This window comes from Brucella oryzae (assembly GCF_041929965.1).
Taxonomy (GTDB): domain Bacteria; phylum Pseudomonadota; class Alphaproteobacteria; order Rhizobiales; family Rhizobiaceae; genus Brucella; species Brucella oryzae.
Genome location: NZ_JBHEEO010000042.1, coordinates 1 through 12,890 on the forward strand (window position 1 = coordinate 1; position 12,890 = coordinate 12,890).

The window sequence follows — 12,890 nt, forward strand, 5'->3', positions numbered from 1 at the left end:
TAAGAGGTCTTAAACTTCATTCCAAAATAGACGCATTGCTCCGCGTCCGACCAGGTTGGATCGAAAACCTCACCTTCACTGTTGACGAGCCAGGCATGGTGCAGCGGGATCGGCAATTCGAGATCGCAAGCATAGCCTTCGACATAGCTGAACTGCTTCTGGCGATGGTTGCGAGGCGAAATCACTTCGGCCTGCGCATTCGCAAAGCAGGCCTTAGGGATTGAGAAACGGGCATTTTCGGACTGTGCCGATACGCGCCAGAACTTGCCATGAGACAGGAGAGTGGTTGCCACTCCCCAACCCGGTTCTGTATTGGCCGAATCCGTTATGTATTTTTTGAGAAGTGTGGCCATGGCGACCAGGTCCCCGCTATAAATCTGCATGCAATAATCCTTTTAAATAATATAGGCCCGATGAGTAACACGTCATCGTATGTAGAATGACACCATCAAAAGATAGGGTAGGCAAGCCCTGATTCAAACAAACTGCGATACGGGGTGGGATAGTGGCTCCACCATGTTTTTATGAACGGCGATGTGATTGCGTGCCCAGCCATTCGTAGCGCAGCAGACACTGCCCTCTTTACCGAACGCCCTTGGCGATTAGTTCCGATGCCGTAGTCGGAGGGACTCCAGGCCCGGCTGCTTGTCCGGTTGTTCTTCTGTCGAGGCCCGCCATTTCCGCATGGCAATGTTCAAGGTTCGCAACCTGCTCTGATCTGGTCCGTGGCCTTATAATCGAAGAATCGTAAGCGAGTTTTTGTTGTCGCATCTGTTGTAAAGAGTGCCATTGCTTGCCGCGGCTGAAGAATAGCTGCAGAAGCAGCGACCTTGTTCCAGCAACAAATCAATCGTGGCGATGCGAACGGCGTCTGCGGTGGCCAGCCCTGCGAGCGACATGGATTGCAATGATTTTCCCGCACTACATCTGGAATTGTGAGGCTGGCAAAATGACGTGCAGACACATCAATCCAGATTGTGGGCAAGTCACGTAGATTTTTTTCCGATTTGCAGTAACTGGATTCTCAACTCGAGATTTGCGTTACAGAGTTCCGGACATGTGTTGCCAGATCCGGGATCTCCGATTCAGCGGTAAACGCCGTTTGCGGGCAGGCGTGGGATGGTGAAAAAATGCTTTGCGCCGACGGTTTTCGAGCTCAAGCTTTGATTATTGGTACGTGATCTGGAGTAGCCATGACATCGAGCAGGCAGCAGTCGGAACGTTTGCGCAAGCAGCGCGAACGGCAGAAGGACTATCGCGATCGTTTGAGGGTACAGCGCAAACCGACGCGTGACGACATAGCACGAGTGCTGCTGCATTTTATGATCGTCAAAGCGGTGAAGTCTGGCAATCAGGACGGGACGGAGAAGCTGATTGATATGCTTCTTGATGCGCTGACGGATCAGGGCTTCGATAAAGATGCTTCATTAGAAGTCATTGATGACCTGATTGTCAGATACACAAAAAGCGGCTGGGATTTCCGTCGCAAGATGCATCTGAGGCCCGGCGGGGTTCTTGACGACACCGAACATTGAGGATCGTTTTCCAAACCATACCGTTTTGATTTCAACCTGAAAATTTTACAAACGTAGTTTGTGCTTTTTGTCTGTTGTCCCCCCATTACTTCATGAAACGCTGTTTGCACATGAATCGGATTTCTCAAGGTTAACGGAGGCGGACGATCGTCGAGGCTTAAGAAGAGAAACAACGGGATTGCTCAGGATCGTCGGTGGTAACGTCACCGCTATCCATGAAAAATATGCAGGACATTTCGCTGCTGAAGCCCATCCTGTGGATAACTTCAAGCTCCACATTTAGGCTTCCTCAAAAACTCAATACAAAGCAAAAAACCTATGGCCACTACGTTTTATCACTGTTTTAGTGAAGCCCAAAAAGCCGGTTATATCCGGGACTTAGATAAAAATGCTTAATTGGGATCTTTTTTCGTTCCGGATCCTTGCAGCGCAATTCAGATCCTGCAATAGTCGCCTTGCCTGATTGATCAGGCGCCTCCATCCCGGTGCTGGTAACACCTGAATGGAGACTGACTTAGCCTGCCAACACAGGAGCCAAGCTTATGACAACTCTTATCGATATTCGTGGCGGATTAAAAGATCCACTATCAGAATTCCATGTCGACATAGCGGCTCCGCAGCGGAGATAATTTCCGCTTCTGACGCGTTCGGTGCTCTTTAAGGCACGAACTCCCAATTTCCCATTCTGTCAGTCTGGTCGTGTGCGTTCGCGCGCAACGCTAAGATCTTCGCTGTCTTCAAAATCTGTGGCCACTCGCAATGGCAACCTACCTTCACACCCGTTTGACTCCGGCGACCAACAGTCGCTTTGGAGATGGAGAAATCATGTTTGCAGAAACCGTAATTGGCTACATTGATCTCATTGAACACAAATTCCCGCAGCGAAGCTACAAGCGTGAATTAAACGCAGCGCTACACCTGTCGTTATGTTTTCATTTGATTGACCGTGCTCATGACAGAAGTAGCCGGAAACGAGCTTTGTCAGAGCAGATATTCCGTTGTGCCTTATGGAACACCGGCGAAAAAATCATCGGCCTTATTGAAGAAGCTGTAGCAAAAGCGGCGGTAAAGGTTCAAAGAGATTTCCGCTCATCTCGTTCTATGCCACTCACGCGTGATACTTTCAATGACGTGATCGAGTCTGTCACATCGAAATCCCTCGCAGACGAAAACGACACAGACCGAAGCGCCTCGGAACTTCCGACAGACCCTTACACATTCGAATTGGTGTCCTATGAACAGGAGCGCAAATGCCTCCGTGTGCTCAGTCTGATTTATGGCATCAGCGGCCATAAGGGGGCTCTGGATCAATGGCGCATTGAAGCATCGACCGCCTCAGCATTGTGGGAGCGGCTGGCGCAACAGTATTATGGCATTGATATCGATCACTACGAATTCGTGCTGATCGACCCATTGCTTAGTGAAAGCCTACCCGAGGAGGGGATCTGGGCGCTATCCGATCTCGATGGGCTACTGGGGATCCCGGAGATCGCGGAAAAAGTGTTGGGCGTGCAAGAGGCTCTCAGAGAAGAACTCATCATATGGCTTGGCGACACATTCGCGAAAACCGAAGAGGAGCAAGCGCGGCTGATTGATGAAGAGATCGCGCAGATGGCGTTTGAAGCACTCGACAGCAAGTCTGGGCCGGAGATTCAGATTTTGACGCCGGATAACGTGTTGCGCTGAGCAGACAGGGGCCGATCAGTCGATGCGTCGTGCGAAGCTTGTGAAACTACGTGTCACGGACTTATCCGTTATGCAGTAGAGCGGACGTTCACTGCGATGCAGACGAACAGGGGTATCTGCCATTCTCAATGGCGAGCTAAAGACCAACCGATGGGAGCAAAGGCAATAGATAAGGTAGCGGAGAATCTTCTGCCCAGATATTCGGGGTGGATGCCTGTGTCACGCTGAACGGCTCAGCTTTGCTCTCAATAACAATCAAATGCATGGAAATTCAGGAAACACCCCCGGACGCGTCATTGCGCGCCCGAACGGTCCATCATTTTGTTCATTCATCAGGAACACGGCATGACAGTTACAATCAAAAATGGAAACTACAATCGCGAGCAGCTCGAGCTTGAAATCAGGATGCTGAAAGCTCTGGTCGATGATCTGCAGCGGATATTGGAGGGTGATTATCCAGACGAACAGTTACTGACAAATTCACCAGCGATCACAAGCTGGAAGCTGAGTGCACGGCGGGCAACGTGTCTGGAAGGCGTATTATTCGAACATCCTCGGCTCGGACAAATCGTACCGCATGGCATCACGTCCGAGCTCTGGCTTCTGGATCTCGACCGGAACTATGCCCGCACATTCAGCCGCTTTTACCGGCTTGGCCAAAAAGACATCGGGCAATGAGAAAGAATGAAACTGATCAGGCTACGCACATCAATCGGCAGGACAGCCGGCGTGGAAGCTTCGCCATGTCTGTCAGAAACGCGGCGACCTGTCATGGAGAACCAGACACGAAAACGGCTTCGAGATTACCAATAGGAATAGAGAGGGAACGGCATGAAACTCTGGATCTGGTCTGATGTGCATAATGAACTGCAGGAAGTCGTTTATCCACCACGTGAACAAGCGCCGGACTGTGATCTGATCATGATTGCCGGCGATCTCAATGCGGCGCCAGATCTCCATTTGACGCTAGAATTCCTGATCAGGCGCTACGAGAAGCCTATTATCTATGTCCCCGGAAATCACGAATTTTATCAGAACAAGTGGATGATGAACGACCGGGACCGTTCGCTTGAAAGCGACAGGCAGACCATCAAGGCAATCGAGGCGCTTTCTCTGCAATGGCCGCAACAGTTTTATTGTCTTGATGCGGATGAGGTGATTATCGACAATACGCGCTTCATTGGCGCAAGCCTATGGGTCGATTTCCTGATGAAACTCCCCGCGAAGTCTGATTTGCCGCAGCGGATGTGGATGGCGCGCCAGATGCTCAATGATTTTCATGCAATCTCCATGCAGGACGGCAAACGATTCACGCCGGAGGATATGCTGGAGCTACATCGTTCAGATGCAGCTTACATTCGAAAAAAGCTGGCAAAACCATTTGACGGCTCCACTGTGGTATTGACCCATCACATGCCGCATCCCGATTGCACGCCGCCGGCTTATGCGGGGCAAGAGGCAAATTTTCTGTTTGCCTGTGGCGCAGAGGCTTTCAATAACATCCTGCATTCCGAACAGGCCCCGGATATATGGATCTGTGGTCATACACATCATGCCTTTGACGTTCAGATCGGCCGAAGCCGCATTGTCTGCAACCCCTATGGGTACCGGTGGGAGCAGGGCAGAAACGGCTTTCGGTGGGACTGGGTGATAGCCATGGAATAACCGCCTGTACGGAGCACAGGATTCTGACTGACAGGGAGCTAACAGGCATCGGGCGATAAGGAAGCCTGTAGCAAAAGGAGGGCCAAAGCCAATCACATGAACGCCTCTCGTGTCTGCTGCCATCGATTTGCCCGTGATACGGTAGCATTCCGATCTCCAGGTCGCTTTTCCGTGTGGTCGCCGAGCGGGAAGGAATTATGGTGGTCGGCGGATAGGGGCAAACGTCGTGTCTGCTATCCAGATCTAAGCCGAGGTCCATCGAACCCGATGTTTTGGTAAGGGGTATTTTTAACGTGGGCCGGATAAATAGCGCTTTCGACCCTTCCGATATTAAAATCCGCGATTTGATTGCGGATGCCACTGACGCGCCCCAACATGCGACATTATGTCATGAAACAGGCATTAAAACGCATCGAAATGAAGCCATTTTGGGGCCATTTGGGCACCATTGGACCAGTTACAAAAGCATAAGCATTTGATATTATTGTAGTATTATGCTTTACTATTGAAGTCAGCGCTTTTTGAAGCTGACAGACAATCATTTTCAAGAAAGGATTTTTCAATGATTGGAACTTCGCCTTTAGACTACGGTATCGACAAAACGAGCAACGGCATTGCAGCGCGCATGCTCAAGGATTTTGAGGAGGGACATTTTTCGTTTCTTGCCGATGAGGCCACCGTCGAAAAACGCTATAATCAATCAGGACAAGGTTCAGTCTGGCACGATTTCAGACGAGCCTGTCGCGCTTATTCCACGCTTAATGGATGTGTGGTGATTGTTGATGACACGAACCAATGTTTTGTCGATAGCGTTGATATCCATGGTGAGTACGAATTCGATTTCGCGAATGAATTCGCTCGTCGCGCAGCCCCAACCTATCGCGAGCGGTTGCTCGCACTTGGAAAGCAAGGCCCTGTCCGGTTGACGCTCTACAGACTTCCCCGGGCCAACTACGAAAACACCGCATGGGGCCATTTCTGGGAGCGTGGAGAATATATTGGCGAAATGAGAATGGCACTCGCGTAAGGGGCCATTTAGGAACCCATAGTCTATCGAAATATGAAACCGGGAGCACGCGTCATACGTGCTCCTGGTTTTCTTATTTGGGTTGCCGGCTTCAATTTGTCAGGCCGCTTAAATCCGGGTCAGCCATTCAGCATGGTTGTCGTAGACCTGGCGGGTGTGACGGCAGGTTTCCTCGAGTGCGATCTGGACGAGCGGCTCAATGCCTCAGGTTTTGTGCTCTTGGCTGTTTGTCAAACTTTAACGTTCCAAACCTGCCAGTTGTGCTCGTCGCAACGGTCGTATTCATCCAGTCACATAATACCGTTCAGCGTCCAGTTAGAAATTTTCATCGGCGTTCATGATCCGTTTGCGCCGGTGGCTGATTGGTCTCACACTATATCTATTGGCTTGTTAGAGATGATAAAATGTTAAAAGAAATTCCATGGGACATATTCGGCGAGAACGCGCAGGTGCTTGATGAAGCGGACATTCCGGTTTGTGACGGGTGTGCGTATTTTTGTATCTTGCAATATGTAGGCGTCGATCGGTTGATCTCACGGCTGCGCATTTTCGATCTGGATACCGAATACTGCTATTCGCTGTACGGTCATTTTTCGAAAATTAATGCGATCGCCCTTGCTGGTAACTTGCCCCCGGCGCTCAAAGAATTCGACGGCGTGCGCTGCCAGGTTGGTCAACTCGAAGGCAGGAGCGGGAGCTTCTATGGAGCCGCCCCCATGACCCCACCTGCAACCAAATACGCACTAAAGGTGGTGGATCCAGGTATCACGACGCTCGCTCAAAATGAGATGTACACAGTGTGGGGTTTCGGAATTCGTCCTTGTTCCGCGCACGAAGCTGAAATCGCCACCTTTGCCGCAGAGGAGGCGGTGCGTTGGGCGATAGAAATCGCAGCCGAGGGTGAATGTCTGACTGACGATAGACGGCCGTGAAAGAAGATCGGTGGCATTTGACCCGGAGAAGAATGAACGGTCGGGATCGGTTATGAGAAAACTGATATCACGAATTTATCCATGATGTGAATCCAGCCATGATCTCGAGAAACACAAAATCAAACCCGAGGGAATCTCATGGCGATCCCGAGTAGCGCTGACAGACTCTTAGGTCGGTATCGTTGAATTCCAAAGGTTGCGGCGGATTTATTCGTGTGCGTTGATGACGGCCAGAAAGGCCGGGCCATAGCGTTCGAGCTTTGTATCGCCGACACCGGGCACATCGGCCATCTGGGCGCGTGAGGCTGGCCTGGCAGTGGACAGCTCGATTAGTGTGCGATCGTGGAAGATCACATAAGGTGGGACATTTTGCGTGCGCGCGATCTCGAGCCGCTTCTCGCGTAGCGCCTGAAACAGCGCCTCATCACGCTCCGACAGCGCGGATGTTACCGATTTTCCACGCGAAACAGTATCACGCGATGGCTTCGATTTCGGCGGGACACGCAACATGAGCGTATGCTTTGTGCGCAAAAACTGCCGACCTGCTTCCGAGATCGACAAACCGCCGTGCCCGGCAAAGTCGACATCGATTAACCTCTGCGCGATCAACTGCCGTATGATCGCACGCCAGGTGTGATTGTCATGCTCGCGGCCGATTCCGAAAGTCGAAATCCGGTCGTGGCCAAAGCGGCTGATGCGCTCATCGTCGACGCCAAGAAGGACATCGACAATATAGGATTGCCCGAACCGCTCCCCGGTTCTGTGAATGCAGGACAATATTTTCTGCGCGGCTATTGTCCCATCGAAGAGGGTTGGTGGTTCAGCGCAGGTATCGCAATTGCCGCATGGTTCGCATCGATCACCGAAATAAGAAAGCAGCACCTGTCTGCGACAGTTCGCCGTTTCGGCCAACCCGAGGAGAATGTCGAGTTTCTGCCGCTCCATCCGCTTGCGCTGATCGGGCGCGTCGGATTCCTCGATGAAGCGGCTGCGCAGGACGATATCGTCATAACCGTAGAGCATCATCGCCTCGGCTGGCAGTCCGTCACGTCCCGCACGACCTGTCTCCTGATAATAGGCTTCGATGCTCCCCGGCAGATCGATATGGGCGACGAAGCGAACATCCGGCTTGTCGATGCCCATCCCAAAGGCAATCGTCGCCACCATGATGACCGCCTCGTCGTGCTGGAATCGTGCCTGGTTCGCCTCGCGCGCGGACTTTTCCATACCGCCGTGATAGGAGAGGGCGTCGTAGCCCAGGCTGCGCAGCCATTCGGCCGTTTCTTCTGTCTTCCGTTTCGAAAGACAGTAAACGATGCCGCTTTCGCCTTGGTGATCCTGTAGAAAACGTTTCAACTGCGTGCGGGGATTGTCCTTCTCCATGATCGCATAGCGAATATTGGGACGGTCGAAACCGGCGATGAAGGCATCGCGCTCATCAATCTGCAGATGCGACAGGATTTCGGCACGTGTCGGCTCGTCGGCGGTTGCGGTCAATGCCATGCGTGGCGTGTTGGGAAACTGCGCCATCAACACATCAAGCTGCCGATAGGACGGCCTGAAATCATGCCCCCATTGCGACAGGCAATGTGCTTCGTCAATAGCGATCAGCGAGAGAGGCACATCGCTCAGGCGTTGCAACGTATCCGGCCTGAGCAGTGTTTCAGGCGCGACATAGAGCAGATCAAGCGCCCCGGCATGGATATCTCGCCACAAGGCCAGTCTGTCATCGCCAGCAAGGTCGGAATTAAGCGCTGCAGCTTTCACACCCGCCTGCCGGAGCGCGGAGACCTGATCGGCCATCAGCGCCAGAAGCGGTGAAATCACTAACCCCATGCCCGGCCGCACAAGGGCGGGAATCTGATAGCATAGCGATTTGCCGCCGCCTGTCGGCATCAGGACGAATGCATTATTGCCTGCTATCGCGTGCGATATGATTTCAACTTGCCGCCCGCGGAAGGCATCATATCCATAAATGGTTTTGAGAATGTGGAGCGGGTCGGTCGTCATCAGTCGTCATGTCATCGCTTGTTGTATAGATTCGACAGCCACATTCATAGCAGACCTCAGCGGAAAACCAGTCTTTATCCGAGGCATGAGCAGACAAAGGGACAATCTACCGATCATAAATGCAGTTTTTAGTGATCTGCCCCTTCAGCGGCAGATTCTCTTTGAACGAACAACAGCACCGCTCAGTCGCGTAGCCAGTTTTCGCCCCTCAGAGCACGGATACGTGAGAATTCTCCGGTATTGGCCGTGACTAACACCATCCCGAGCGCATAAGCATGGGCAGCGATGAGGAGGTCATTCGGACCGATGGGCTTGCCAACGGCTTCTAATTCGGCTCGGATTCGCCCATATTCGGCATCGGCAGGCGTATCAAGTGCGAGCACTTGTATACTTCCAAGAATGGCCTCGATGTGCGCCAGCAGCTTCGGCGATCCTTTCTTGGCGCATCCAAAGCGTAACTCCGCTGCCGTGATGATACTGACGCAAACTGCTTCTGGTCCAACCTCGGCGATGCGTCTGGCGACAGCGCCCTTGGGGTTTCGTGCAAGCTCGGACACGACGTTGGTGTCGAGCATGTAGAGGGCGCTCACAGGTCGATTTCTTTCAATGGTAGCAGGGTATCGTCAATATCAGGGAACTGATCTTCCGGTCCAAGTGGTTCCAATCCAGCAAGCACTTCCAACAGGTTCGGGCGACGCACCGGCTCTATGATAAGTCGATCTCCATCGCGATGGATCATCACCCGGTCGCCGGGAAGTTCGAAGTCAGCTGGAATGCGTACCGCCTGACTCTTATTGTTACGGAAGAGTTTTGCTTCGCGGGATGGTGTAGGTTCGGAGTGTCGGAGCTGTGGCATATTGGTCTCCTTTGTATATACACGAGTATATACATCGTGACAGGATAAATTTCAAGCGGAGCGGGGTCGCGAGCGCGCAATTGTATGTCGTTCAGCGATGTTGTAGCGGTTCATAGTGGGCACCAAACCAAGATGTGGGATGGCATCGTCGGCGGTGGGAGTGCACAGTGGAGACGCCATTCTTCGTAATTATATATGCAAAATAATAACGGAGTTATCCGTGATGGGAGAATCCCGGGCGCATAAATGGCAACGAAGGCAAGGTTCTAGATAAAAAATATAAGAAAATCAATAATTTAGCAAAAATCGCATAATATGTATTATGGAACTAGAAGATTTCAGATGATGTCGATGATAAAGCCTCGATTTATTGAAACTCTCGAGCGCACAAACTGTCCAAAATTTCTGAGGACGACGTGCTATGTCACAGCAAACGATATCGTAAAGCTGGATAGTGAGTTCCTTAATACCGATTTTGACACCAGGATATCTCTTGTATGGATCACCTCTCTGCAGGTCGTCTTTCGCGAGATCAACGCGATGTCGACATCTGACAAATGGAAATCTGAAGCTCGGCCATTTCTTCTCGGACAAATGAAAGAAATCGAACCGACAGCAAGTGACATAACAATAAAATGTTTTCGTTTCGTCGAAGAATAGGCAAACCAGAATAGCACAATTGGTCTACCAAATTTACATACCGCATTGGGCCAATGGATTATTAGCTACTGCAATTCCGACCCCCAGACGTTTTCAGCATAATACCGCGCAGATAATTGGTAATGCTGTCGATACATTGAGCATGGGTCATTTCAATGCAGTACTCAAAAATTAGATTTGTATTTACAATCAGCCTCTCAGGAGAGTTTAGTGAAAAATGAAACTCATCTATGATACATAAGATGACAGGGGCATTAAGGTACCAATCAGTCGGACCATCACTCGGCTGAGTTAATGTGGACTTGGGGTAATTATGGATTTCAAAACAGCAATTCGCCGACTGGTGTTTCGTGCTGCATTCGTAGCTGTCTGGGCGGTTGTAATCTTGATCGTATTTTTGAACGGTCGAGGTTCTGGCGTGGGCGTGGGCGAGTTGCCAGCCGCAATGCTTGGATTTGGCGGATTCTTCATAGCGATATTCCTGTTCAGTAAGTCGATTGGTGATTTCGTCGCTGCTTCTGCGAACAAAGCCAATCAATCGTGAGGAAGTCGCATGCTACCTCGTCTTTTGGCACTTTCCGCGGTTCTGACCGCAGGCATTTCATCTGCTCAAGCCATCGAGATCAGCACAATTCGGCACAACGCCTCGATGGTCTTTGTCGTCAGCGGTGAGATTGAGGCTGGTGATGCCGACAAGTTCGCCACCGTCTGGGAAAAAGAAACTTACGACGCATTCCGCTTCACGGTCGCTCTCGACAGCCCTGTTGGCAGCCTTGTCGAGGGCATGAAACTCGATGAATTCTTCAGGAAGCAGGGTGTTGCGACCGTCGTTCAGAAATATTCGCCAAAGCCGCCCATGCAGAGCGACTGGGATTACTCCTCGTCGGCCGAGGCGCCACCAGGCGGCGAATGTTATTCGGCGTGCGCTTTAGCATTCATGGGCGGCGTTGAACGCGAGGTGCCAAAAACCTCCAAAATTGGCTTCCATCAATTCTCAATTGGTGACGACAGCGGCAGATCGAATGCCGAAGTGCAGGTGTCCACGCAATCGATATCCTCACTTGTTTCCATCTATCTCCGTAAGATGGAAGCCGATCCTCGCCTGTTCGAGCTGCTATCGATAACGCCGCCAGACAAAATGTTTATTCCGAAGTCTGGAGAGCTTGGTGAGCTGGGCATCGTCCCCTCGCCCGACTTCAAGGATTTCGAGCTGAAGCCCAGAAATGGTGAGATCGTTGCTTCCGCAGTGAATCCGAGAAATACCAGAGGTCTGGAACGCGTGTATGAGGTGGAAATCTTCTGCTGGGATCAGAAGCCGATGATCAATCTATATGCCAAAGAACAGGTTGGCGGGCTCACTAAGGATTGGATCGCGCAGGCCGAAGGAACTTGGAGCCTGTCCTTATCGAGCGGGGATTTCACATTCCAAATGGACAGTCTACGTCTTTATCCCAACCAACGAATTCTGGCGACATTGATCCTCGATAAGAAATTCGGACGTGAAATCACGAAGGGAAGTTTCGGTTTCAATGTATCCAGCACGACGGCGAGCGGTTTGCTCATGGGAGCGAATGTATACGCCCCACAGGGTGATGAAGCTATTGCTGCAAGCCTGAAGGGGTGCCTGTAGAATTAAATGAAGTTCGAGAGCAAGCAGGCCTACGTCGCTAGTTTTAAAGTCAGGATCGCCACTGTGAGTGGACGGTCGACGGCTGCACGTGAAATAGAAGAAGACATTCAGAAATTTATAGCGCTCATTCCAAAGGTCGATGCATCGATAGCCAAGCGTAATATGACAGCTTCGCGGCTGATCTCCGAGAAGAAAAGGCTTTTGGATGATCGAAAGAGCTATGTACTTTCTTCGCTATTCGGAATCCTTAGGCCTTCGGTCGTCAAGCGTGTGAAAATTATTGATGCCGAACTTGACGTCCTTGCCGCCCGACGATCCCGATTGTTAGGGAACGAACTTAAGCTCGATGAGTGCCGAGCGTTATTAAACGACCTGCTTGATGCGACGAAGACTGTTATCGAACAAATTCGGCACCAGCAGCAATTGCATGAATGGAATCTGGATTCTCAGAAAAAGAAACGAGTTGCAGAAAGGCAGGCTCGCGAAAAACAGTTGGCTCCATACGCGAAACGGATAGAACTCGGAACAGCCGCAATGGGGAAAACCCGTGCAGTGGCATCCATTCGCAAGCGCAAACTAAAAAAGAGTGCTGAATGTCCGTATTGCGGGAAATCTTTCGGCACTGATGCAGGTGTCGCTGATCACATTCATCCAGTCGCTCGCGGAGGCTTATCAGTCGATGAAAACATGGTCTACATCTGCACTCCGTGTAATCAGAGAAAGAGTGATCGTACGCTCAATGAATACATTTACAAGTATCGTTTGGATATGATCGCAATTCATAGGCGCTTGAGTAAGCTGGGTAAGAGATTCTAGTGGTTTGACTCCAACGTTTGGAACCCACGGTTTCGAGCTGCGATGATGTCGTCCGGGTTTGCTTTCCAGACGA

13 protein-coding genes are annotated in these 12,890 nt (G+C 51.1%); 9 read left to right on the top strand and 4 right to left on the bottom strand.

The genetic code is table 11. The features are described from left to right. On the bottom strand, positions 1 to 383 hold a 383-nt coding region (locus tag JNC70_RS22255), incomplete at its 3' end, for a hypothetical protein (protein WP_374789014.1). 810 nt (positions 384 to 1,193) lie between these two features. Between JNC70_RS22255 and JNC70_RS22260 the strand changes: the two genes are divergently transcribed. The 6 genes from JNC70_RS22260 (at position 1,194) to JNC70_RS22285 (ending at position 6,845) form a co-directional block, all read left to right on the top strand. Beyond that, the gene (locus tag JNC70_RS22260) at positions 1,194 to 1,535 is read left to right on the top strand and encodes a hypothetical protein (protein ID WP_112593132.1); all 342 of its coding nucleotides are present in this window, start codon (positions 1,194 to 1,196) and stop codon (positions 1,533 to 1,535) included. Positions 1,536 to 2,360: 825 nt separating this feature from the next. Beyond that, positions 2,361 to 3,221: a hypothetical protein gene (locus JNC70_RS22265; protein ID WP_112593131.1), complete on the top strand. Its 861-nt coding sequence runs from the start codon at positions 2,361 to 2,363 to the stop codon at positions 3,219 to 3,221. Positions 3,222 to 3,566: 345 nt separating this feature from the next. Next, positions 3,567 to 3,899, top strand: coding sequence for a hypothetical protein (locus JNC70_RS22270; protein ID WP_112593129.1), 333 nt, complete (start codon positions 3,567 to 3,569; stop codon positions 3,897 to 3,899). Positions 3,900 to 4,052: 153 nt separating this feature from the next. Next, entirely contained in the window at positions 4,053 to 4,886 is an 834-nt protein-coding gene (locus JNC70_RS22275; RefSeq protein ID WP_151664428.1) for a metallophosphoesterase, read from the top strand. 562 nt (positions 4,887 to 5,448) lie between these two features. Further along, positions 5,449 to 5,913, top strand: coding sequence for a hypothetical protein (locus tag JNC70_RS22280; RefSeq protein WP_112593126.1), 465 nt, complete (start codon positions 5,449 to 5,451; stop codon positions 5,911 to 5,913). Positions 5,914 to 6,317: 404 nt separating this feature from the next. Continuing rightward, positions 6,318 to 6,845, top strand: coding sequence for a hypothetical protein (locus JNC70_RS22285; RefSeq protein WP_112593124.1), 528 nt, complete (start codon positions 6,318 to 6,320; stop codon positions 6,843 to 6,845). A 207-nt stretch (positions 6,846 to 7,052) separates the two neighbouring features. On the opposite strand, the gene recQ is transcribed toward JNC70_RS22285, so the two are convergent. From recQ to JNC70_RS22300, 3 genes are all read right to left on the bottom strand, one after another. Beyond that, on the bottom strand, positions 7,053 to 8,855 hold the full coding sequence (gene recQ / locus JNC70_RS22290; protein WP_374789015.1) for a DNA helicase RecQ: 1,803 nt from the start codon (positions 8,853 to 8,855) through the stop codon (positions 7,053 to 7,055). A 182-nt stretch (positions 8,856 to 9,037) separates the two neighbouring features. Beyond that, on the bottom strand, positions 9,038 to 9,445 hold the full coding sequence (locus JNC70_RS22295; protein WP_374789016.1) for a type II toxin-antitoxin system VapC family toxin: 408 nt from the start codon (positions 9,443 to 9,445) through the stop codon (positions 9,038 to 9,040). Further along, positions 9,442 to 9,711, bottom strand: a complete 270-nt coding sequence (locus JNC70_RS22300) for an AbrB/MazE/SpoVT family DNA-binding domain-containing protein (protein ID WP_024899201.1) — start codon at positions 9,709 to 9,711, stop codon at positions 9,442 to 9,444. The genes JNC70_RS22295 and JNC70_RS22300 overlap by 4 nt, the downstream gene beginning before the upstream one ends. A 973-nt stretch (positions 9,712 to 10,684) precedes the next feature. Here JNC70_RS22300 and JNC70_RS22305 point away from each other — a divergent pair. The 3 genes from JNC70_RS22305 to JNC70_RS22315 are packed head-to-tail and all read left to right on the top strand — an operon-like array spanning position 10,685 to position 12,817. Next, a complete protein-coding gene (locus JNC70_RS22305) occupies positions 10,685 to 10,915 on the top strand; it encodes a hypothetical protein (RefSeq protein WP_374789017.1) in 231 nt (76 codons plus the stop codon). A gap of 9 nt (positions 10,916 to 10,924) precedes the next feature. Further along, entirely contained in the window at positions 10,925 to 12,001 is a 1,077-nt protein-coding gene (locus tag JNC70_RS22310) for a COG3904 family protein (RefSeq protein WP_374789018.1), read from the top strand. A gap of 6 nt (positions 12,002 to 12,007) precedes the next feature. Beyond that, entirely contained in the window at positions 12,008 to 12,817 is an 810-nt protein-coding gene (locus tag JNC70_RS22315) for an HNH endonuclease (RefSeq protein WP_374789019.1), read from the top strand. Positions 12,818 to 12,890 lie beyond the last annotated feature (73 nt).